This window comes from Tabrizicola sp. (genome assembly GCF_030373185.1).
GTDB lineage: Bacteria > Pseudomonadota > Alphaproteobacteria > Rhodobacterales > Rhodobacteraceae > Tabrizicola.
In genome coordinates, this window is record NZ_JAUCZH010000002.1 from 311,584 (window position 1) to 333,196 (window position 21,613).

Consider the following 21,613-nt stretch of genomic DNA (forward strand, 5'->3'; position numbering starts at 1 on the left):
ATTTTTTCCTCGACCTTCGAGGTCGCGGACCAGGAAAGGACTGCCGATGGCGGGATATTCGGATTTCTCCTTCACATCGCTTTGGGCGCGGATCGGTGGTGGCGCGGACAAGATGGTGGCGGCAAGCGGAAACGCGCCGCGCGGTGTGGTGGTTGGCCTGCCCGAGGCGGAGCGGGCAGCCCTTGCAGCCCAGATCACGCCGCATCTTGCAGGGCTGGAAGACCTTCGGCGGCAGACCCTGAACACGGTGGACAGCCGCGCCCGTCTATTGGTGCCTCTGGTCGGTGGCGGGGTGTTTGCTGCTTTGCTGGTTGGCGGACAAGACGCGACCCAGGCGGTGATCTTTGGGGTTCTTGGGGCCGTGGTCGGCTGGTTCATCGCAATGGGAAATCGGTCTGGCAGCTATCAAGCCGCAGTGAAGTCCCGCTTTGCCACGGTGATATCGGCACATCTTTCCGGCTTTGACCACGTCGTGGAGCCTGAAACCGACCTTGCGCATCTTCGCGCTTGGCGCCTGTTTCCCGACCTGCAATCCGCGCGGACCCTTGACCGGATCAAGGGCGCCCGCGACGGCAGATCGCTGTCGCTTTCGGAAATGTCGGTGGCCTATGCACCGGGCAGGCGCGGCAGTATCGACAACAGCCTCAGCCTGACGGTCGTCGAGGTGGCATCCGGCGCGGTTGACGGCGCGGTCATCGTGCTGACGCCAAAGAATGCACCGCGTCGGTTGCTTGAAACGCAGGCCAGATCGTCCGATTTGCCCATTGCAACCACGGGTGATGCCGATTTCGATGCGACCTATAGCCTGCGCGCCAGCCCGCCTGACACTGCGGGCGAGCTGTCGCCTGCGATGCGGTCTGCGATCCTTGGCTTGGGCGAACAGGGGCCTGCTGGCCGTCCATACCTTGTGTTCCTGCCGGGATATCTGGCGGTTCTGTTTCCGACAAGATTGTCAGACCTCGCCTTTCATGTTCCACCCTACTGGGTGCCAATGGATGCAGACGCCCTTCTGGCGCAGTTTGCTTCCGACCTTGCTGTCAGGAACAGCCTGATAAATGCCGTGCTGGCATTGCCAGATGGGACTGGGTCGGCCTGATGCCGGTGGGCCTTGGCGTTATTTTCGGCAAGGCGACCGAATGGGTCGGTCAGCGATCACGTCGAGGATCTCCGCCGGGTCGCGTTTCCACCAGTTTTCGGTCGAGAATATCTCTGCTTCGCAGGGGCCGTCGTATCTGGCCCGATCCTCGACGGATTGCCGTATCATGCGCGAGTCAGCCACACCGTCGCCCATGATGCCGCGTTCGGGCGCCCCCCCGGCCACGGCCGCTTTGTCGATACGGCGCCCAGCCCGGTAGCTTTGGTTCCGTCAAAGACCAAGCATGGCAGCTGCGCCCGTATATGAACCGTCAGATTGGTTCGGACCTGCCCAACCAATCTGCCCCCGGACACGGGTTTCATCTGCGTGGGCAACCAATCTGCCGCCCCCACGGAAAAAACTTACCATTTACATTTTAACTGACTATCGGTTAGTTTTTGTAGCAATATCCGATGGACGCTTTGAATGCAGCCACTTGCCGATCTGCCCTTGGTGCTGTCGCAATCGAACCTGCAAGCGCGCGCAGGGTTGCCAGAATTCACTTTGGCGCAGGTGGAAACCTGGATCACCGCCCCCGCCGAGGGCGGTGAAGGTTGGGGTGAGGTAAAACCCTGTTTGCTGGTTCGCGTGACCACCAACGCCGGAATAGCCGGCTGGGGCGAGGCCTTTGTCCTGCCTTGTCGCGAGAAAGCAGTCGCTGAAATCATCCATGCGCTTGGCCAAGCATCGGTTTCGCTGCAACCCGCCTGGCCTTGGGTGTTTCGTGACATGGCACTTCGGATCGCCTCGAAACACCGAGGTCTGGACTTTTCTGCCGCCTCAAGCGCGTTGGAAATGGCCTTGTGGGACATCTACGGCAAGCTTGCCGAAGAACCGCTCTGCAAAGTTCTTGGCGGCCACACCAGGAGGGCCGTTCCGGTCTACGCGAATATCTGGAGCGACATGCAATGGGATGCCACTTCTCTGGCCATGCGGGCATCCGGGCTGGTCGCTGCGGGATACACTGCTGTCAAGGTCCATCCCATGTTGAACCATTCGGTGACGGAGGCTGTGCAGGCTGTGGCGCGCGTCCGCGCCGCTATCGGCGATGAAATTCATCTTATGGTCGATCTGGACACTCAGGACGACCCAGAGACGTCGCTGTCCGTGGCTGAAAGAATCGCATCAGTTCGCCCTTACTGGTTTGAAGAACCGGTTGACGGACAAGACATTGAGGGCCTTGCAAGAATCCGCAAGACCACTGGAATGCGGATCGTTACTGGCGAAAAGCATTGTGGCCTGCCGCATTTCCGTGCGGTCCTGACGGCAGGTGCGGCAGATATCCTCAACCCGGACATCGCTGGACTAGGGGGCCTTCTGGATATGATTGAGGTGGCTGAACTGGCCAATCGGCAAGGTGTCAAGGTCTCGCCACATTGCTGGAACTCGATGACTGTGGCGGCGGCGGCGATGTTGCATGTCTGCGCGGCAATCCCCAACGCAGAGATGGCCGAGATATACCCGGAATATGTCGAGCACGGCGCCAGATACGCGACCACCGGCTTTCGCCTGGACGGCGCGCACGCCCATCTTTCCGGAAGGCCTGGTCTTGGTGTCGATATCGATACAAATGCGTTGCGCGATCTGTCCAGACACTTTCGGTCAAGCCGCCTGACCACGGCAAGGGCGACCCGGTAGTGTCGCCAATCGGATTCATGTCCAGTTGCCGGCCTTTGATGCCAGCGCGGTCTGGGGGCTGTTCCGGGTGCGCATCCGGAGGTTCAGGTCCGGGTATTTTCCCGCGCCGGGAACGACCCTTTCAACTATGACGCCTTCGATCTGGATATCCGGCATGGCACCGGGGTTCTACCAGAGGCGGCGGCTTGCGCCCCTGGCCCTGTGGGTTCCAATCGACGAAGCCTTCTTCCTGTCAGAGCCATGTACCGGGCCGACTCATTTGTTCCGGGATGTGTTCGCCAATTGCTTCAAGGCAGAAGCCGCGCCCCAGATTTCAGGTCTCTCTTGACCATAGGTCACTATTCTTACCAATGGCTGGAGAATACTTTTCGCCTGAAAGCACCGTCAGAACAGGATCCCAGTCATGCAGCCCTTCTCCGGACTGAGCAGCGAAGCCCTGAGTTTGCTCAGTCAAGCGGCAAAACCGCGGGACAGATCCGCCCGGAACCTTCCCGGCATGCGGGCGAAAGCCAAGGCATTTGCCATGGCCGAGGCTCCGCGCATCTGTCGGGCGTATGGCACAACGATTGACGAGACGATCCTTGGTGGGGTGCGCTGCCTTGACGTGAGTCCGCCGGACCTGCGGGTTGACTGGCCCATCCTCTATGGCTTTGGCGGAGGAATGGTCGAAGGCAGCCCGGTGGAGGATCTGCCGATCATTGCCCCCCTCTCGGCCCTGACCGGCGCAAGGGTCATCGTCCCCGATTATCGGCTGGCCCCCGAACATCCCTGGCCTGCCGCCCTTGACGATGGCTTTGCGGTCTATCGCGAAATTGCCGACCAGCCCTTTGCCACCGTGGGCGAATCCGCCGGGGGCAACCTGTCGCTTGCCTGGATGCTCAAGGCCAAAGCCGAAGGTCTGCGCCTGCCAGATACTGCGGCCCTGCTGTCGCCATGGTGCGACCTGAGCAACGCCGGTGACAGCCTGACCTTCAACGAAGGCCGCGATCTGACACTGACGCGGCGCAATTCGCACCTTGCGGCGGGCTATTATGCCGGGGCGAACAAGGTGGATCAGCCGTTGATTTCGCCGATCCACGGCTCGTTCGACACCAGCTTTCCGCCCTGCCTGATCACCTCAGGAACCCGCGACCTGCTGCTCAGCCAGGCGGTGCGGCTGTCGCAAAGACTGCGCGACTGCGGAGCGACGGTCGACTTGCAGATCTGGGAAGGGCTTTGGCATGTCTTTGAATGGTATGAAGACCTGCCCGAGGCACGAGAATCCATTCGGCGGGTTGCAGACCACCTGACCCGCGGCATGACCGCTTGCTGACCGTCAGCGTGCCATGGAATTTTCCAGAAAGGCGCGCGTGCCAAGTGCTATGCGCGCGACGTTCTCAATCTTTTCTCGTGCAGCCCGGTGATGCCCAAGGCTAGCGTCATCCGTTGGCAGGAACTTCATCAACTCGTATTCAAGGTCGCCGATCGCGCGCGCACCGTCCAGCGGCTCCACCCGCGAGCCGACGCGAACCCAGATGCCATCAATGAGAAGGTTCAGTTGGCGCGCGATGATCCTCGCCTCGTCCCTTGGCACGAAGCTCTTCAGCTCATGCGCAAAATTGCTGGCCACTCGCGCATAATTGGCGATCTGCACACGCTGGCATTCCCGGTTGTGGGGAACCTCTGCCATCAGTGATACCCAAGCCTGGCAGACCGCCTGATTGAAGATCGACTCGTGGAAGTTCGCGATGATGATTGCCCAAAGCCGTTCATAGGGTGTCTCGGCATGCCGGTAGAGTTCGACCAGAGATGTGCTGAGCATGCCGTTGGTTCGGCGGATCACGGCTTCAAGGAGAGAGCTCTTGTCCTTGAAATGGTGCAGGACGACGCCTTTGGACACCCCTGCGATTTCGCCAACCTTCTCAAGCGTCGTGCCGCGCAGCCCATAGCGCACGACCGCCTCGAACGCCGCGTTGGAAAGTTCGGCACGTCGGATCGTGCGGATCGACCTTGATCGCAATTGGTGCCACCCTTCAGCAGTTGGTGTCCAAGGATCAGATATCCCGAACAGCACAGCAATACCTGATCAGAGTATCAAATACTTACTGAAAGAAAAGAACCAGCCTTTCCGGTCGCCTCGATGCCATCACTCCCTCGGAAGTCGGCCAGATACGAATTCGACTGCGGGCATCAACCATTTTGCTCGTTGCCCGACCGTTCTGCCAGCAGCCGATTCAGCCTGTCGGGGTCCATTTCCGGGACGGAGGAGAGGAGGAGGAGGTTTGTGTAGGCTTCTTTCGGATTGGCAAAGAGCTCTGCCTTTGGTCCGCGTTCGATCACGACGCCGTGTTGCATGACCACCACCTCGTCGGCGATGAATTTCACGGCGGCGAGGTCATGCGGAATGAACATGTAGGCGAGGTTCAGCTCGCCTTTCCTCGGTCGCCGACCGGCCCAGAAGCTCACGCGCAAGGTCGCCCGGCGGAAGCTCGGTCGCCCCGCTTGCCGTTGTTCTTGCCCTGCGGTCTTTGCGCCGCATTGGCAGAAAGGCCCCGGCAGGCAGAACCCGCCGGGGCCATGTCGTCAGATCCGAAGGATCACGCGAACCACCACCGCTCCACGCAACGGAACCCGTCAAGATCCCAGTTCGCGCCGACTACATCGGGGGTCGCGACGGCGTTCGAGACGCCCATGACAAAGCTTGCGAACATCGGGATCACCACGCCGCCCTCGTTCGACACGATGGCCTGCATCTCGTGATAGATCTCGGCCCGCTTGGCCTCGTCCAGTTCGGACCGGCCTTGCAGCAGCAAGGTATTGAACCGCTCGTTGTCCCAGTAGCTTTCGTTCCAGGGTGCGCCTGCGGCATAGGCGGTCGAGAACATCCAGTCACAGGTAGCACGGCCGCCCCAGTAGGATGCACACCACGGCTTCTGCATCCAGACGTTGCTCCAGTACCCGTCGTTGGGCGCGCGTTCGACCGTGATGTTGATGCCGCCGGCAGCGGCCCGTTCGGCATAGAGCGAGCCTGAATCCGTCGCGCCCGTGAAGCCGGCCTCGGCCACCCACAAGGAAACATCGAGCGAGGTCAGCCCAGCCTTTCCCAGATGGAACCTGGCCTTGTCAGGGTCATAGCTGTTCACCGGCAGATCGGCCGCGTAGTATTGCTGCGTCGGTCCGATCGGGTTGTCATTCCCGACGGCGCCATAGCCGTAGAGGATCTTGTCGACCATCTCCTGGCGGTCGAGGGCATGCTTCAGCGCAAGCCGGACGTTATTGTCGTTGAACGGTGCTGCTCGCGTGTCCATCGGGAAGCAGAAGTGCTGGTTGCCAGTGACAGAGATGACCCGGATAGAAGGGTCGCGGGACATCATCGAGACCGTGGTCAGGTCAAGCTGGTTGACGACGTCTACCTCGCCGGTCAGGAGCGCGTTCTGCCGCGCTACCGGATCGGTAAGGGCCAGCAGCAACAGCCCGTCGAAATGCGCACGATCGGTCTTCCAGTAGCCCGCATGCCTGCTCAGCGTGGCGTTGATGCCGGGCTCGAAGCTGTCCACCCTGTAAGGCCCGCAGCCGTCCGGAGAGGTCGGATCGATCTTGCCGTCTTTCGCGGGCATGATCGGCAGGTGGTAGTCCGACATCAGATAGGGGAAGTCGGCATTGCCGCCACTCAGGGTGACGATCATCGTGTTCGGTCCGTCGGCCTTGATCTCGACGATCGGATCGACGATCGGCTTGGCCGCAGAGGTGCTGTCCGGGCCGCGATGATAGTTGATCGAGGCGATCACGTCGTCGGCTGTAAGTGTGCCGCCGCTGTGGAAAGTGATCCCCTGCCGGATCTTCAGGGTCCAGGTCGTGGCATCTGCACTGGCTTCCCAGCTTTCCGCGACTTCGCCAACCAGCGAGCCGTCAGCCGCGATTTCCGTCAGATAGTTGTGCCGCGCCTGGGCAAAGACCTGGACAAAGTTCGTGTCCCAGACGCCCGGGTCGTAATTGTCGACCGTGCTGCCCGAGTTGAAGCCGATCCGCAGGGTCCCACCCTTTTTCGGTTCGGTCTGGGCCATTGCCATGCCGGCGGGCAGCATCAGCCCTGCCGCCGTCATGGCCATCCCGCTTTTCAACAGGCCGCGACGGGTCATTCCGCCTTGGCCGATCAGATGGTTGGTCATCAGTCTCTCCTCCCTTGGTTTGTCCGTTGCGGCGCCTTCCTCCTCGAAGGTCACCTTGGTCTTTTCAGCATCCAGCCGTGATGAATCCTCCAGAGTTCGTCGGGTCGATCGACGTGTCAGGCCGGATGGAACGCATCCTTGAACTGTCCCCTGAGAATGTTCTTCTGCACCTTGGCCATCGTGTTGCGCGGCAGCTCCGGCACCACGACCAGCCGTCTGGGATGCTTGAAGCGGGCCAGGGATGTCTGGACCGCCGCCATTATGCGGTCGAGGTCCGGCGACTGGCCGGGTTCGGCCACGATCACCCCGATCACGGTCTCTCCCAGGTCGCGGTGCGGTACGCCGATGACCGCGCTTTCCAGCACCCCAGCTTGCGCATCCAGCACCAGTTCGATTTCCTTGGGATAGATGTTGTAGCCGCCGGAAATGATCAGGTCCTTGTTGCGCCCAAGGATGTGCAGATAGCCGTCCTCGTCGATCTTCCCCAGATCACCGGTGATGAAGAACCCATCTTCCCGCAGTTCTGCCGCGGTTTTCTCGGGCATCTGCCAATAGCCCTTGAAGACGTTCGGCCCGCGAACCTCGATCTGGCCCACCGTGTCACCGGGCAAGGTGGCGCCGGTGACAGGGTCGGTGACCTTTACCTCCACTCCGGGAAGTGGAAGGCCTACGGAGCCTGCGCGCCGGTCCCCCTCATAGGGGTTCGACGTGTTCATGTTGGTTTCGGTCATGCCGTAGCGTTCAAGGATGCGGTGGCCCGTGCGCTCTTCGAACTGGATATGCGTCTCGGCCAGAAGGGGCGCAGAACCAGAAACGAATAGGCGCATGCCAGATGCCAGCCCGCGGTCGAAACGCGGGTGGTCCAGAAGCCGCGTGTAGAAGGTCGGCACCCCCATCAGGACCGTTGACTGCGGCACAAGGTCGACAATCTGATCGACGTTGAACTGGGGCAGGAAGATCATCGACGCGCCCGCAACCAGTGTCACATTGGTCGCCACGAACAGGCCGTGAGTGTGAAAGATCGGCAGGGCGTGCAGCAGGACATCCGCAGAGGTGAACCGCCATTGCTTCGCCAGCGTCACGGCATTCGTCAGAAGGTTCCCCTGGCTGAGCATTGCCCCCTTGGAGCGTCCGGTCGTACCAGACGTGTAAAGCAGTGCCGCAAGGTCATCGGCTGATCGCTCCACAGTCGGGAAAGCCTCGGGCATCACCCGCGCGCTGTCCGTCAATGTGCCGGATCCATCCGCGTTCAGTGTCTCCAGGCTTGCCCCTGCCCGCTTGGCGACGGAGGACAAGGCCTGCTCGGCCTTCGCATCGCAGACAATCATCCGCGCGCCGCTGTCTTCGACAAAGTAGCGAAGTTCGTCGGTGGTATAGGCGGTGTTCAGCGGCAGGAACACAACACCAGCCTGGACGCAGGCGGCGTAAAGGGCCAAGGCTTCGGGTGATTTCTGCACCTGAGCAGCAAGCCGGTCGCCAGACCGCAGGCCGCCTTGCGCGAGAACATGCGCCATCTGCGCGGCAAGGCCAAGAAAGGCCGCGTAAGTCACGACCGAGCCGTCCGCCAGCCGCAGCAACGGACTGCCCTTGCCGATGTGACTTCCGAACAACTGATCGTAGAGCGGGTTGGTCATGCTTTCTTCCCCGGCTGAATTGTCTTGTCCGCCAAGGCACACAGCGCACGGATCTGCGTCGAGTGGGCGACGTCGCCCTTCGTGGCGAAAAGCTCGTGGTTCTGTGCCACGCAGCCCAGGTCATAGAGGTAATTGACCATCAGCCCCGCCGACTGCCCCAGACCCTTTGCAGAGGTATCGGCATCGGCATGGACCTGATGCACGATGGCCCCGTTGCCGAGGTGAAACCGCGCGACCGGATCGATGGGCATGCCGGTTCGGTCTTTCGCATGGACAAGATAGTGGGCGCCAAAAGCGCAAAGAAGCTGCCGGTCCGCCGTCGCGGCATCAATCCCGGTCTCGGCCAACCATTTGGCGAAACCGGGCAGTGGGGACAGTGTCACAAAGGTCCGAAGTCCGGGCAGTTCCTGCGACAGATCCGCCGCAACTTGCTTGATCAGCGAATTGCCGAACGAGATCCCCGCAAGGCCTGGCTGGCAGTTGGATATCGAATAGAATACCGCCGTATCCGCCTCTTCCGCAGGCCGCACCTCTCGGCTTTCCGCCAGCAGGGTCTGGATCGACTGTGCGACGCCTCTCATCAGCGCAACCTCGACGAAGATCAGCGGCTCGTCCGGCATTGCAGGATGAAAGAAGGCGAAGCAGCGGCGGTCGGCAGGCTCCAGCCGCCGCCGCAGGTCGTCCCAACTGTCGATCGCATGAACCGCCTCATAGGCGATGATCTTTTCAAGAACATGCGCCGGGCTTTCCCAGCTGATCGGGCGCAGCACCAGAAAGCCACGGTTGAACCACGACGCCAGAAGATGGCGGAAATCCAGATCCAGCGCCTCAAGGCCCGGCTCGCCCCGGCCCAGACGCAAGAGATCGGCGCGCATCCGTACCAGACCACCGGTCGCTCCCGGAGCCCGGTTCAGCCGTCTGATCAACTCCTGCCGAGGCGGTTCTGCGGCCGCCGCAAAGTCCCGGTAAGTGACCTTCGACGGCGAGGCTTCATAGGCGTCCAGCGCCTGACGCACTTTGTCCGCAGAGATGTTCATCTCGACAGCCATCATCCGGAAGAAAGCAAGCTTGCCGGCATCGTCAAGCGAGTCATAACCGGAAAGGATCGCAAATGCCGAGGCGAGCCCCGACGCCTCCCCTGCCCCCCCGACCAGGTCGCATGCCAGTTCAGAAAGCGTCTTCTCGCTCGGCCCGGCAGGAGCCTGCCGCACCTTGCGGCGGTCGAACACGCTGGCCAGAAGATCGGCCAACATGGTCATGATGTGCCTTCGCGGTCAGCTTGGCGCAGGAAGGGGGATCGCTCCGCCATTTCCCTGGACGCGCAGCGCTGCTTTGGCAGGCCCTGACAGATGCTGAGAACTCGCCTCGCCCCCGCGTTCATGTTTGGCACATCTCCTGAGTGACCCGTCGCAGCAACTCCACTGATCTGCGAAAGAACAGGTGCATGGTTGCGCAACTCGCTACGCCATCCCGTGAACTTACCAATGGTCAGTATTTTGTGTCAATAGATCATGATCTGCCCATTGGCACGCAATTTTGGCATCTTCCGTCGGCTCCTTCATCACCTGTCGCCATCAAGGCGAAGAGCCAAGCCAGGACATGCCCACGCATCAGCATGACCACCGCGCTCGGATCACCCCGTCGCAGCGGTGAATGCCAGATAGTTCAGCACCGCGACCACGGCCCAGAATGGAGCGAAAACGATGCCGATATTGCGGCCGTTGCGGCTGATTTTCGGGTGATGACCCAGACCGGGAATGCCGGCATGATTGGCATTCACCACTGCAAACAAGCCCGCCATGATCCCCAGGACGAAATGCAGCGCATGGCGATCCGCCAGAGGCAGGCCCAACCCATAGATCGCGCCCGCGGCCAACGCGATGAAAGCCAGCGCGCCCTGACGCTGCTCGAACAGCATCAGGAAGATGTAATCTGCCCCAACGGGATACTTGCCCTTTGGTGCAGCGTCCAACGCCGCATCAAGCATCGCGACCTGTTCGTCAAGGGTCAGTCCGTTGGACAGGCGTGGAAGGCCGGGTGCAAAGACGGGCATTACCCAGTTCACCACCCAACGCGCCCAGAGCGGGCGATAGACTTCGACCGCGTGAACAAGCGCTGGGGCGAGGCAAAGTATCAGGCCAAGCGACGAGGCGAGGTATGTCGGCATTCAGGGCGCTCCTTCGGATCAGGGCAGGAACGGAGCAAGCTGTGCCAAGATCGAAAAGGCCGGGCTTCCGTTCCTCATTCAGCCGTCATCATTCAGACGGCACTTCGGACGTACTCGTTGCCAAAGAAATCTGGCACCGAGTTGCAGGTCGCCTGCCTATTCTGCCAGTGCGACGTCGCGGGGGCCGGTGAAGGCGAGGAGACCGATGCAGGGGATGTTGCTGTCGCAGCGATCACCATGCACAACGCCTCCTTCGACCAGGGAATAATCGCCGGGAGCGGTTGAGACCTCGGTACCATCCGCTTCGATGTGGACCCAGGTGCCGGAAATGCTGAGTCCCCGGTAGTCATGCGTATGCGTGTGCATCGGCACGGCAACACCCGGATCCATCTTGATCAGCCATGCGGCGCCGGTCGCGTCATCGCCCCAAGCCAGCGCAAGTTGCACGCCGGGGATCGGCGCATCGACCCATTGCACGCTTTCAAGGGCAACATGGTTTCCGCCGTGGGCATGGCTTTCCGCAAAAGCAGCCGTCGTCAGCAGGGTTGCGGCAGCTGCGGCGGCGAGGGTCTTCGTCATCTCAGTGATCCTTTCAGTCGAGGGTGCGTTTCCGGCAGAGGCTCTGGCGGGCAAGCCTTTCAGGCGTCCGTGCCGCTCAGAACGGTGTCGAGCCGCATTTCTTTCAGGATTGCATCCTGGATCGGCTGGGTGAGGCGGTTGATCTCGTCCGTACCCCAGGTGATGCCGACCACGGTGCGGGTCGGGCGTTTGCCTGCGGACAGGTTGGCCAGCTTGAGGTAAGCGTCGACCACCCACTGCGGATCGGGCGCGCCTTCGCTGGTCAGCAGCTCGGCGAAATGCGCGCCCATGGCCGTCGGCACCCCTGCAAGATCGCCGTAAGCCGACAACACGTCTTGGCGCACCGGCGGCTTTCCGGCCCCGAGAAGCCCAGTGCCGAAGGGGCCGGGCTCCACAATCGCGATATCGACACCAAACGCCGCGACTTCGTATCGCAGCGCCTGGGAATAGCCCTCGAGCGCGTGCTTGGTGGCCGTATAGGTACCGAAGAATGGCGGCGAGATGCGCCCGACCAGAGATGAGGTGTTGATGATCAGCCCAGCGCCCGCTGCCCGCATGCCCGGCAGAACAGCTTGCATTGCACGGATGGCCCCGAAGTAGTTCGTCTCCATCTGCTCTTGCGCCTGGGCCACGCTAAAAGCCTCGGAGATGCCAAGATACATCACCCCAGCATTGTTGATCAGGATATCAACCGATCCTTCAGCAATGATCGTGTCAAAGCCAACCTTGACCGAGGCGTCATTGGTCACATCCATCTCAATGATGGAAACGAGCGGTGAATGCGCCTCCAGTGCTGCCTTTTTGGCCGCATTGCGTCCTTTGGCATCACGCATGGTTCCCCAAACCCGGTCCCCGCGGTCAGCAAATGCGCGAACCGCCGACTCGCCGAAACCGCTGCTGGCGCCAGTGATAACGACTGTTTTTCCGGTGTTTGCCATGTCGCGCTCTCCTGCTTGCAAGTTTAGGTACTGACTGGTACGAATATCCGCAATGCATCGTCAAGGTAAAAATACCATGTGGTATAAAAATGAGTGACAAGGAGGCCAGATCCGCGCGAGGCCGGCCAAAGACGATGGACGCCGACAAGGTGCTCGACGTCGCGATGAGCGCCTATTGGCAGAGTGACCCGGCCGACGTGTCGGTCAACGCGATCTGTCAGATGGCGGGCATCTCAAAGCCCTCGCTATACCGCGAGTTCGGAAGCGAGGACGGGCTGACGCGGGCGGTTCTCGACAGCTACGCCGAGCGGGTCCTCTCAGCCATATTCGCAATTCTGCATGGCGGAATGGGGTTGCCGGACACGCTCGCTGCCCTGATCAACTTTGCCAGCGCGGACCCGCGCATGGAAACCGGCTGCCTGTTCTACAAGATGCGCGTGGGCAAGCACCGCCTGGGTCCAGAGACACGCGCGCGGGTTGAAGAAATCGATGCAGCCGCGCAGGAGGCGTATGTGGCGTTCCTGAAATCCTGTCGCGCGGCCGGTGATCTGCCAGCCGGGTTGTCGGTCGAGGCCGGCGCAAGATACCTTGGCGAACAGATCGCGCTGGCCATCACACAACGTGCCTCGGGTGAAGACCCGACCCGCATCCGCGAGATGCTCGGTCTGGCACTTTCGGTCTTCACCCGTCCATGACCGGCCCGCCGCGCGCGCTTATGCCCGACTACCTGAGGCTGATCGCGCTGTTCGGAATCGTCGTGGTAAATGTGCAGTTCATCGCCTTTTCTTCGTTTACCGGCTTTTCGAAGCCCGCCGGGGACTCGACCCTGGACTCGGTTGCGCTCTGGCTCGTCAACGGCCTGGCGTCGCTCAAGACCTATGGTCTGTTCTCTTTCATGTTCGGTGTCGGCCTCGGGCTCATGATGCGCTCAGCAGTGCGGCAGGGTCTCTCCTTCGGTCGGCTCTATCGAAACCGCATGATTGGGCTGCTGATCCTCGGGCTCGCCCATGGTTGCCTGCTATTTCCCGGTGACATACTGACGACCTATGCCGTGACGGGGTCGATTTTCTACCTTTTCAGGAACTTGCCGGTCACGCGCCTTGCCCGGGTTGGCGCGGGGCTCTTGTTGCTCCAGGCCATCATCGCGCCCATGCTGATCTTGTCCCTACCCGAAACGCCAGCGGACATTGTCGCGCTGGAGAGGTTGATCCTGACCGAGGGCAGTTTCCTGGACGTGGTCTTGCTGCGCAGTGCCAGTTACGCATTCACTGTCCCTTTCTTCCTGTTGATCCAGGGGACGGCGGCGCTTGGCTGGTTCTGCCTCGGGCTGGCTGCTGTCAAGTCCGGCATGATCGACAATGCAGCCCACCCTTGCTGGCGACTTGCGCGGAACTTGTGCCTGGTTCCCGGGGTCGCCCTTGGCCTGACCGGCGCGGCGATCTGGCAATGGGGGCCGCACTTGCCGGGCGTCGTGCTGACCATTGTTGCCGCACCGATTGCAACGCTGGGCTATTTGGGACTGATTTCTGCGATCGTCCGCCCTCCGGGGCCGGCAATGGCGCGCGTACTGGCAGCGGGCGGGTCATCGCTCAGCGTCTATCTCGGCCAGTCGATCCTCCTGACGACCCTCTTTTCGGGCTACGGCTTCGGCCTATGGGACGAAGTCAGCCGGGTGACAGCCATCATCATTGCCGTCGCCGTGACGACAGCACTGATCCTGGCCCTTTCGATCTGGCGAACGCGCCTTGCACTCGGGCCTTTCGAATGGGTGCTTCGAAAAATCACATCTGCGAGGCACCACATCTAACGCTTTCGTCCAGTGCCTTTCTGCAAGGCACAGCGACTTGGAAAAATAACATTCCTGCACTTGCACATGTCAAAAATGGTTGATCGATCCGCAAGTGACGACAGTTGGTCAGGGACTGGGTGTCGGATGGGGTGATCATCGGGGCCTCGGTGGCTTTGGGCGCGCGCCGTGCGCCTTCTACCGACCCGCTCTGCTGAGCGTCTCAATCAACTGAATGGCAATCGGTATCATCATATCGATCGGATGATCCGCACCATGAAGTGCATGAACGAGCGGGAGCATGCGGCCCATTCCGGGCTGTCACGCAGCGGGGGCGGCAGTACGTTGTTGTCAATCATCAGGAAAAACCGGCCGTCGCATATGGCCAACTTCGATATGGCCAATGGCTGAACTATTGTCGTTTGCGCGGCGACGCGATGCGCAAGACGCTGGGGCGGAACGAACCGTTCGAGAACGCAAACGAGGCCCGATGAACCGCATTGTCCGTTTGGAGACATTCCACAACGAGTTTGTTTGCTTCGTGCGTGTGACGGCAGAGGATGGAGCCGTCGGTTGGGGTCAAACTTCGACTTATAACGCCGATATCACGGCGCAGGTCTTTCACCGGCAGGTCGTCCCCTGGGCTCTGGGTGCCGACAGCGGTGATGTCGCCGGGCTTGTACACTTGATTGAGCGGCGCGAACACAAATACCCCGGAAGCTACCGCGCCCGTGCGCTTGCCGGTCTGGACACCGCTTTGTGGGATCTGGCCGGGAAGCGTGCTGGCAAGCCGGTCGCAAGCCTGATCGGCGGTGGGCCGGGGCCTGTGCGGGCCTATGCCAGTTCGATGAAGCGCGACATTTCGGCCAGAGACGAGGCCGAGCGGCTGGTGCGTCTTTGTGCCGAACAGGGTTTCACGGCGGCCAAATGGCGGATCGGCGCCGAATGCGGCGAAGACATCGACGAATGGCCCGGCAGGACAGAGGAGATCATTCCTGTTGTCTCGCGCGCCCTTGGCGATGGCATCGACAAGCTTGTCGATGCCAATTCCGGCTTTTCGGTACCGCGTGCCATTGCGGTGGGCAGGATGCTGGAAGACAACGGTATCGGCCATTACGAGGAGCCGGTTCCCTACTGGGATCTTGAGGCCACGCGCGAAGTCACGGCGGCGCTCGACATTGATGTGACCGGCGGCGAACAGGACTGGGATTTGTCGACGTGGAAGCGCATCATCGACACGCGCGCCGTCGATGTGGTTCAGCCAGACATCATGTACATGGGCGGCCTGTCGCGCTCGCTTGAAGTGGCGCGCATGGCTGCGGCAGCAGGCCTGACCTGCACGCCGCATGCAGCCAATCTTTCGCTTGTCACGATCTGCACCATGCATCTGATGGCCGCGATTCCCAATGCCGGGAAGTACCTCGAACTGTCGATCGAGGGGGATGACTACTACCCGTGGCAACGCGATCTGTTCCGCGGTCGCCCCTTCAAGGTCGTGGACGGCCATGTCACCGTGACCGACGCCCCCGGATGGGGTGTTGACATAAGCCCCGCATGGCTCGACCGTGCCACTTACACCGAAGCCGCCATCGAGAGCTTCAGACCAAGCGCCTATGGCGCACTTTATTGCAAGGGAGGAAAACCATGACGAACACGATGACTCCGCGCGGGATGACCCGCCGCGGCATGTTGAAAAGCGGTATGGCCATGACGGCGGCCGGGCTGATCCTGCCGACCGGTATGGCGATGGCTCAGTCAGAACCGAAAAAGGGCGGGGTGTTTCGCATCGGTCTCGGCCACGGCTCGACCACCGACAGCTACGATCCCGGCCTCTGGGACCAGCTCTATGTGCAGACCTTTGCTGCGGCGCGGGTCAACTATCTCATCGAGATTGCTGCCGACGGCAACCTTGCGCCCGAGCTTGCCGAAAGCTGGGATTCGACCGATGGCGCCACCTGGGTGTTCAAGATCCGCGAAGGCGTCAGCTTCCATTCCGGCAAACCGATGACTCCCGATGACGTCGTGGCCTCGCTGAACCACCACCGCGGCGACGCGTCGACTTCGGCGGTGAAGCCGTTCTTCGACCCGGTCACCGACATCAAGGTTGACGGGCAAAATGTCGTCGTCACCTTGAACGCGGCGAACGCCGACTTCCCCTATCTGATGTCGGACTATCACCTGCCCATCCTGCCAAGTGCCGAAGGCAAGATCGACCCCACCACTACCGATGGCACCGGCGGCTATATCGTCGAGAGCTACGAGCCCGGCGTACAGGCGACGATGAATCGCAACCCGAACTACTGGAAGGCGGACCGGGCGCATTTCGACCAGATCATCATTCTGACCATCCTCGACCCGGCGGCACGTCTCAACGCCCTGATGACCGGCGAGGTGGACCTGATCGACCAGGTTGATCCGGCCGCGATTGCGCTGCTGGAAAGCCGTGGCGTGTCCAAGATCCTGTCGGTTTCGGGCAACGCACACTATGTCTTCCCGATGGATGCGCGCACTGCACCTTTCAACGACAACAACGTGCGTTTGGCTCTGAAATACGCCTTCGACCGTCAGGAGCTGGTCGACAAGATCCTTGCCGGTCACGGCTCGGTCGCCAATGACAACCCGATCGGCCCGGCGAACCGCTACTACTTCGCCGAGATGGAGGCAAAGACCTACGATCCGGACAAGGCGAAGTTCCACCTCAAGGAAGCCGGTATGGACACGCTGGAGGTCACGCTGTCGGCCGCCAACGCCGCCTTCTCGGGCGCGGTCGATGCCGCTGTTCTGATGAGCGAAAAGGCCGCCGCTGCCGGCATCACGATCAATGTCGACCGGGTGCCGGACGATGGCTACTGGGACAACGTCTGGATGAAGAAACCGTTCTGCGCGTCCTACTGGGGCGGCCGGCCGGTGGAAGACCAGATGTTCACCACCGCCTACGTCTCTGGCGCGGAGTGGAACGAGAGCTTCTGGTCGAACGAGTCCTTCGACAAGCTGCTCGTCGCCGCCCGGTCGGAACTGGACGACACCAAGCGCCGCGAGATGTATCAGGAAATGCAGCGGCTGGTGTCCTTTGAAGGCTCGACCATCATCCCGATGTACAACAACTATGTGATGGCCGTGGCAAACTCGGTCAGCACCCCCGAGAAGATCTCGGCCAACTGGAACCTTGACGGGTTCCGTTGCGTGGAGCGGTGGTGGTTCGCGTGATCCTTCGGATCTGACGACATGGCCCCGGCGGGTTCTGCCTGCCGGGGCCTTTCTGCCAATGCGGCGCAAAGACCGCAGGGCAAGAACAACGGCAAGCGGGGGGATGGGATGAACGATATCTGGCGAATGATCGGGCAGCGGCTGCTTTTGGGGGTTCTGACCCTGTTCATCATATCGGTGGTGATCTTCGGGGCGACCGAGCTTCTGCCGGGCGACCTTGCGCGTGAGCTTCTGGGCCAATCTGCGACCGAGGAAACCCTGGCCGCGCTGCGCGAGCAGCTGGGGCTCAATGATCCTGCACCCCTTCGCTACTGGAACTGGCTGACCGGCGTCTTGCAGGGCGATTTCGGCGTGTCGATGGCGACGCAAAAGCCGATATCGGAACTGGTCGGCACCCGGCTGGGCAACACGCTGTTCCTGGCGCTTTATGCTGCGGCCCTGTCGGTGCCGCTGTCTCTGCTGCTGGGCGTGCTGGCGGCCTTGTGGCGCAATTCGATCTTTGACCGCGCCTCGAACGCGCTGGCGCTGACGGCCATCTCGTTCCCCGAATTCTTCGTGGCCTACATTCTTGTCCTGTGGCTGGCGCAGACCGGCATTTTCCCGTCGATGGTGCGCATCACCAGCGCGACGACGACGGGCGATCTTCTCTATTCGGCTTTCCTACCGGCGCTGACGCTGACCCTTGTCGTCACCGCCCACATGATGCGGATGACGCGGGCGGCGATCATCAACCTTCTGGCCTCGCCCTATATCGAGATGGCCCGGCTGAAGGGCATGTCGCCGATGCGCGTCGTGCTGCGCCACGCGGTGCCGAACGCGCTGGCCCCGATCATCAACGTGGTCGCGCTGAACCTTGCCTATCTCATTACGGGCGTAGTGGTGGTCGAGGTGGTCTTTGTCTACCCGGGCCTTGGCCAGTTGATGATCGACGCGGTCACCAACCGCGACATTGCGGTGGTGCAGGCCATCGCGCTGATCTTCGCGGCGGCCTATGTCCTGCTCAACCTTCTCGCGGATGTGCTCTCGACGATCACGAACCCGCGCCTGATGCACAGGAAGTAGGGCCATGACCATTCTTCTTTCCATCTTCATCGGGCTGGGCCTGTTCTTCCTCGTGGGCTTTGCTGGCCGGACCGCCCTTCATGCGGCGGCACCGGCCCATCACAAGCCCATGTTCCGCGACATGCCGCTAACCGCATCCTTCGGGCTGGCGGTGATCGCGATCTATGTCGTCGTGGCCATCCTTGCCCCGGTCATCGCCCCCTTCGGCGAGGGGCAGGTTCTGGGCGCCGCCTATCAGCCATGGGCAGCCCCCCATTACCTTGGGACGGACAAGCTGGGCCGTGACATGCTGACCCGCCTGATCTACGGCGCGCGCAATACCGTGGGCATCGCCTTTGCCACCACCGCGCTGGCCTTTGTCCTCGGGTCGGTCCTTGGCATCTGGGCGGCCTTGGTGGGTGGCCGCCTCGACCAGTGGATGTCGCGCTTTGTCGATGCGCTGATGGCCATTCCGGCGCTGATCTTCTCGCTTCTGCTCCTGACAATCTTCGGCACCTCGGTCCTGACGCTGATCCTTGTGATCGCCGCCGTCGATGCCACCCGCGTCTACCGCCTGGCCCGATCCGTCGCCCAGGGCATCGTGGTGATGGATTACATCGAGGCAGCACGCCTGCGCGGCGAAGGCATGTGGCGCCTGATCCGGCGCGAGATTCTTCCCAATGCGATGGCACCTCTGGTGGCCGAGTTCGGGCTGCGCTTCTGCTTTGTCTTCCTGTCGATCTCGGCGCTGTCGTTCCTTGGCCTTGGCATCAAGCCCCCCACCGCCGACTGGGGCTCCATGGTGCGCGAGAATGCCACGCTGATCACTTTCGGGGACATCACGCCCTTGCTGCCCGCCGGGGCCATCGCGCTCTTGACCGTGGCGGTGAACTTCGTGGTCGACTGGCAATTGCACCGCGCCAGCGGGTTGAAGGAGTAAGCCCATGGAAAAACCGGTGCTTCTGACCATCAAGGGCATGCAGATCGAGGGGCGGTCCGGCGATGCCTGGCACCCGATCATCAAGGGTGTGGACCTGACCCTGCACAAGGGCGAGGTTCTGGGCCTGATCGGGGAATCCGGGGCGGGCAAGTCGACGCTGGGTCTGGCCGCAATGGGCTTTGCCCGTGACGGCTGCCGCATCTCGGGCGGGACCATCGACTTTGACGGCATCGACCTGCGGACGGCGCCCGAGGCGGCGCGCCGGGGACTGCGCGGCAAGCGCATCGCCTATGTCGCGCAATCGGCGGCAGCGAGCTTCAACCCTGCGCACAAACTGATCGACCAGTATTGCGAGGGGCCTGTCGTGCATGGCGTCATGTCACGCGAAAAGGCCGAGGCCGACGCGGTAGAGCTTTACCGCCGCATGCGCCTGCCAAACCCCGAGGAGATCGGGTTCCGCTATCCGCATCAGGTCTCGGGCGGGCAGTTGCAGCGGGCTATGACGGCGATGGCCATGGCCTGCCGGCCTGACCTGATCATCTTCGACGAACCGACCACCGCGCTGGACGTTACCACCCAGATCGAGGTGCTGGCCGCGATCCGTGATATCGTGCGCCAGTTCGGCACCGCGGCCATCTACATCACCCATGACCTTGCCGTGGTCGCCCAGATGGCCGACCGCATCAAGGTGCTCTTGCGCGGCGACGAGGTGGAGGAGGCCGATACCCGGTCGATGCTGGCCGCCCCGCGCGAGGACTACACCAAAAGCCTCTGGGCCGTGCGGAGCTTTGCCCGCACCGAACAGCCGCCCGCGACCGGAACGCCCGTCGTCTCGGTGCGCAACGTGACTGCGGCCTATGGTACGGTCGATGTGCTGAAAAATGTCAGTTTTGACATCCACGCCCGCCGCACCGTGGCCGTGGTCGGCGAAAGCGGGTCGGGCAAATCCACCACGGCGCGGGTGATCACAGGCCTTCTGTCGCCGCGAAAGGGCGAAGTGCTGTTCAACGGCAAACCCTTGCCCCCCAGCTTCAAGGCCCGCTCGCGCGAGGAGTTGCGCCAGTGCCAGATGATCTACCAGATGGCCGACACCGCGCTGAACCCGAAACTGCGCCTGCGAGAGTTGATCGGGCGACCGGCCGAGATGTATCTGGGCCTGAAGGGCAAGGCGCTGGAAACCCGTATCCGTGACCTTCTGGCGCTGATCGAACTGGAACCGGACAAGTATATCGACCGGCTGCCGGGCGAACTTTCTGGCGGCCAGAAACAGCGCATCGGCATCGCCCGCGCCCTTGCCGCCGAGCCGCAGCTGATCATCTGCGACGAGGTGACCTCTGCGCTCGACCAGATCGTGCAGGAAGGCATCCTGAAACTGCTCGACCGCCTGCAAGGCGAGCTGAACCTCGCCTACATGTTCATCACGCATGACCTCGCCACAGTGAAATCCATCGCCGACGAGGTGGTGGTCATGCAACACGGCGCCGTGGTCGAACGCGGACCAAAGGCAGAGCTCTTTGCCGATCCGAAGGAAGACTACACAAACCTCCTTCTTTCCTCCGTCCCGGAAATGGACCCCGACTGGCTGAATCGGCTGCTGGCAGAACGGGGCGAACTTGCGTGATCTGTCGGGCCTTGCCGCCCTTGTAACCGGCGGGGCGTCGGGCCTTGGCCTTGCCACGGCACAAATCCTCGCCGCTGCGGGCGCCCGGGTCGCGGCCCTTGACCTGCGGCCGGGCGAGGCAAGACCCGGTGTCCTGCCCGTTGCCTGTAATGTGGCGGACGAAGCCTCGGTCATCGCGGCGCTCGATGTGGCACAGGCCGCGCATGGTGTGGCGCGGATCGTGGTGAATTGCGCGGGCATACCGGGCTCGATGCGTCTGGTCGGGCGCGAAGGACCGGTGGACATGGCCCGGTTTTCGCAGGTGATCGGCGTCAATCTTCTGGGCACGGTCAGCGTAATGACCAAGGCCGCGGCCCGGATGATGACACTGGACCCGCTCGACCCGGACGCCGAGCGCGGGGTCATCGTCAACACGTCCTCGATCACCGCTTACGAGGGGCAGATCGGTCAGGGGGCCTATGTCGCCTCGAAGGGCGCGATTGCCGCCATGACGATCCAGGCGGCGCGGGAGTTCGCGGCCAAGGGTGTTCGGGTTCTGGCCATCGCGCCCGGGCTTTTCCACACGCCCATGGCCGCAGAAGTCCCGCCCGAGGTGGTGGAAGCGATCACATCGGACGCGATCTTCCCCCGTCGCTTTGGTGAGCCGGAAGACTTCGCCGACCTCTGCCTGTCGATGATCCGCAACCCGATGCTGAACGGCGAGGTGATCCGGCTGGACGCCGGGGTGAGGTTGCGGGCGCATTAAGCTGGCCCCGAACGCAGTATAGCTTGCAGTCTGC

The 21,613-nt window shown here is 62.0% G+C and carries 18 protein-coding genes and 1 pseudogene; 11 read left to right on the top strand and 8 right to left on the bottom strand.

Translation table 11 applies throughout. The features are described 5' to 3' along the window. Positions 1-46: 46 nt before the first annotated feature. From QUV21_RS06375 to QUV21_RS06385, 3 genes are all read left to right on the top strand, one after another. A complete protein-coding gene (locus QUV21_RS06375) occupies positions 47-1,096 on the top strand; it encodes a hypothetical protein (RefSeq protein WP_300853792.1) in 1,050 nt (349 codons plus the stop codon). Between the two features lie 465 nt (positions 1,097-1,561). Then, positions 1,562-2,773: a mandelate racemase/muconate lactonizing enzyme family protein gene (locus QUV21_RS06380; RefSeq protein ID WP_300853793.1), complete on the top strand. Its 1,212-nt coding sequence runs from the start codon at positions 1,562-1,564 to the stop codon at positions 2,771-2,773. Between the two features lie 496 nt (positions 2,774-3,269). Next, positions 3,270-4,085 carry an alpha/beta hydrolase gene (locus QUV21_RS06385; RefSeq protein WP_300853794.1) on the top strand — a complete coding sequence of 272 codons (816 nt, stop codon included), beginning with the start codon at positions 3,270-3,272 and terminating at the stop codon, positions 4,083-4,085. A gap of 3 nt (positions 4,086-4,088) precedes the next feature. Here the strand turns inward: QUV21_RS06385 and betI are convergent, their stop codons facing one another. The 8 genes and pseudogenes from betI to QUV21_RS06425 all read right to left on the bottom strand — a co-directional run bounded on the left by betI (position 4,089) and on the right by QUV21_RS06425 (position 12,239). Further along, complete coding sequence (gene betI / locus QUV21_RS06390; RefSeq protein ID WP_300853795.1) at positions 4,089-4,772, bottom strand: transcriptional regulator BetI; 684 nt, start codon at positions 4,770-4,772, stop codon at positions 4,089-4,091. Positions 4,773-4,942: 170 nt separating this feature from the next. Beyond that, positions 4,943-5,188 (bottom strand): annotated as a pseudogene (locus QUV21_RS06395) (ABC transporter); the annotation flags it as partial. Between the two features lie 161 nt (positions 5,189-5,349). Further along, on the bottom strand, positions 5,350-6,921 hold the full coding sequence (locus QUV21_RS06400) for an ABC transporter substrate-binding protein (protein WP_300853796.1): 1,572 nt from the start codon (positions 6,919-6,921) through the stop codon (positions 5,350-5,352). 116 nt (positions 6,922-7,037) lie between these two features. Continuing rightward, positions 7,038-8,555 carry a malonyl-CoA synthase gene (locus QUV21_RS06405; protein WP_300853797.1) on the bottom strand — a complete coding sequence of 506 codons (1,518 nt, stop codon included), beginning with the start codon at positions 8,553-8,555 and terminating at the stop codon, positions 7,038-7,040. Next, positions 8,552-9,814 carry a malonyl-CoA decarboxylase gene (locus tag QUV21_RS06410; RefSeq protein ID WP_300853798.1) on the bottom strand — a complete coding sequence of 421 codons (1,263 nt, stop codon included), beginning with the start codon at positions 9,812-9,814 and terminating at the stop codon, positions 8,552-8,554. Before QUV21_RS06410 ends, QUV21_RS06405 begins: the two co-directional genes overlap by 4 nt. A gap of 374 nt (positions 9,815-10,188) precedes the next feature. Beyond that, positions 10,189-10,722 carry a hypothetical protein gene (locus QUV21_RS06415; RefSeq protein WP_300853799.1) on the bottom strand — a complete coding sequence of 178 codons (534 nt, stop codon included), beginning with the start codon at positions 10,720-10,722 and terminating at the stop codon, positions 10,189-10,191. A gap of 156 nt (positions 10,723-10,878) precedes the next feature. Beyond that, the gene (locus tag QUV21_RS06420; RefSeq protein ID WP_300853800.1) at positions 10,879-11,301 is read right to left on the bottom strand and encodes a hypothetical protein; all 423 of its coding nucleotides are present in this window, start codon (positions 11,299-11,301) and stop codon (positions 10,879-10,881) included. 59 nt (positions 11,302-11,360) lie between these two features. Then, complete coding sequence (locus QUV21_RS06425) at positions 11,361-12,239, bottom strand: SDR family oxidoreductase (protein WP_300853801.1); 879 nt, start codon at positions 12,237-12,239, stop codon at positions 11,361-11,363. Positions 12,240-12,373: 134 nt separating this feature from the next. Here QUV21_RS06425 and QUV21_RS06430 point away from each other — a divergent pair, with 134 nt between their 5' ends. The 8 genes from QUV21_RS06430 to QUV21_RS06465 all read left to right on the top strand — a co-directional run bounded on the left by QUV21_RS06430 (position 12,374) and on the right by QUV21_RS06465 (position 21,579). After that, a complete protein-coding gene (locus QUV21_RS06430) occupies positions 12,374-12,934 on the top strand; it encodes a TetR/AcrR family transcriptional regulator (protein ID WP_300853802.1) in 561 nt (186 codons plus the stop codon). After that, a complete protein-coding gene (locus tag QUV21_RS06435) occupies positions 12,931-14,046 on the top strand; it encodes a DUF418 domain-containing protein (RefSeq protein WP_300853803.1) in 1,116 nt (371 codons plus the stop codon). The genes QUV21_RS06430 and QUV21_RS06435 overlap by 4 nt, the downstream gene beginning before the upstream one ends. 469 nt (positions 14,047-14,515) lie before the next feature. Then, the gene (locus QUV21_RS06440; protein ID WP_300853804.1) at positions 14,516-15,673 is read left to right on the top strand and encodes a mandelate racemase/muconate lactonizing enzyme family protein; all 1,158 of its coding nucleotides are present in this window, start codon (positions 14,516-14,518) and stop codon (positions 15,671-15,673) included. Beyond that, the gene (locus tag QUV21_RS06445; protein ID WP_300853805.1) at positions 15,670-17,232 is read left to right on the top strand and encodes an ABC transporter substrate-binding protein; all 1,563 of its coding nucleotides are present in this window, start codon (positions 15,670-15,672) and stop codon (positions 17,230-17,232) included. The genes QUV21_RS06440 and QUV21_RS06445 overlap by 4 nt, the downstream gene beginning before the upstream one ends. Positions 17,233-17,340: 108 nt before the next feature. Continuing rightward, entirely contained in the window at positions 17,341-18,294 is a 954-nt protein-coding gene (locus tag QUV21_RS06450; protein WP_300853806.1) for an ABC transporter permease, read from the top strand. A 4-nt stretch (positions 18,295-18,298) separates the two neighbouring features. Then, a complete protein-coding gene (locus QUV21_RS06455; protein WP_300853807.1) occupies positions 18,299-19,213 on the top strand; it encodes an ABC transporter permease in 915 nt (304 codons plus the stop codon). 4 nt (positions 19,214-19,217) lie between these two features. Beyond that, on the top strand, positions 19,218-20,834 hold the full coding sequence (locus tag QUV21_RS06460; protein ID WP_300853808.1) for an ABC transporter ATP-binding protein: 1,617 nt from the start codon (positions 19,218-19,220) through the stop codon (positions 20,832-20,834). Next, positions 20,827-21,579, top strand: a complete 753-nt coding sequence (locus QUV21_RS06465) for an SDR family NAD(P)-dependent oxidoreductase (protein ID WP_300853809.1) — start codon at positions 20,827-20,829, stop codon at positions 21,577-21,579. Before QUV21_RS06460 ends, QUV21_RS06465 begins: the two co-directional genes overlap by 8 nt. The last annotated feature ends 34 nt before the right edge of the window (positions 21,580-21,613 follow it).

What these genes read in the sequence shown, in the direction of transcription:
- QUV21_RS06420 (WP_300853800.1), bottom strand. Translation starts at nt 11,301, where the DNA reads ATGACGAAGACCCTCGCCGCCGCAGCTGCCGCAACCCTGCTGACGACG.
- QUV21_RS06410 (WP_300853798.1), bottom strand. Translation starts at nt 9,814, where the DNA reads ATGACCATGTTGGCCGATCTTCTGGCCAGCGTGTTCGACCGCCGCAAG.
- QUV21_RS06400 (WP_300853796.1), bottom strand. Translation starts at nt 6,921, where the DNA reads ATGACCAACCATCTGATCGGCCAAGGCGGAATGACCCGTCGCGGCCTG.
- QUV21_RS06380 (WP_300853793.1), top strand. Translation starts at nt 1,562, where the DNA reads ATGCAGCCACTTGCCGATCTGCCCTTGGTGCTGTCGCAATCGAACCTG.
- QUV21_RS06460 (WP_300853808.1), top strand. Translation starts at nt 19,218, where the DNA reads ATGGAAAAACCGGTGCTTCTGACCATCAAGGGCATGCAGATCGAGGGG.
- QUV21_RS06455 (WP_300853807.1), top strand. Translation starts at nt 18,299, where the DNA reads ATGACCATTCTTCTTTCCATCTTCATCGGGCTGGGCCTGTTCTTCCTC.
- QUV21_RS06445 (WP_300853805.1), top strand. Translation starts at nt 15,670, where the DNA reads ATGACGAACACGATGACTCCGCGCGGGATGACCCGCCGCGGCATGTTG.
- QUV21_RS06435 (WP_300853803.1), top strand. Translation starts at nt 12,931, where the DNA reads ATGACCGGCCCGCCGCGCGCGCTTATGCCCGACTACCTGAGGCTGATC.
- QUV21_RS06440 (WP_300853804.1), top strand. Translation starts at nt 14,516, where the DNA reads ATGAACCGCATTGTCCGTTTGGAGACATTCCACAACGAGTTTGTTTGC.
- QUV21_RS06405 (WP_300853797.1), bottom strand. Translation starts at nt 8,555, where the DNA reads ATGACCAACCCGCTCTACGATCAGTTGTTCGGAAGTCACATCGGCAAG.
- QUV21_RS06450 (WP_300853806.1), top strand. Translation starts at nt 17,341, where the DNA reads ATGAACGATATCTGGCGAATGATCGGGCAGCGGCTGCTTTTGGGGGTT.
- QUV21_RS06385 (WP_300853794.1), top strand. Translation starts at nt 3,270, where the DNA reads ATGCGGGCGAAAGCCAAGGCATTTGCCATGGCCGAGGCTCCGCGCATC.
- QUV21_RS06415 (WP_300853799.1), bottom strand. Translation starts at nt 10,722, where the DNA reads ATGCCGACATACCTCGCCTCGTCGCTTGGCCTGATACTTTGCCTCGCC.
- QUV21_RS06430 (WP_300853802.1), top strand. Translation starts at nt 12,374, where the DNA reads ATGGACGCCGACAAGGTGCTCGACGTCGCGATGAGCGCCTATTGGCAG.
- QUV21_RS06375 (WP_300853792.1), top strand. Translation starts at nt 47, where the DNA reads ATGGCGGGATATTCGGATTTCTCCTTCACATCGCTTTGGGCGCGGATC.
- QUV21_RS06425 (WP_300853801.1), bottom strand. Translation starts at nt 12,239, where the DNA reads ATGGCAAACACCGGAAAAACAGTCGTTATCACTGGCGCCAGCAGCGGT.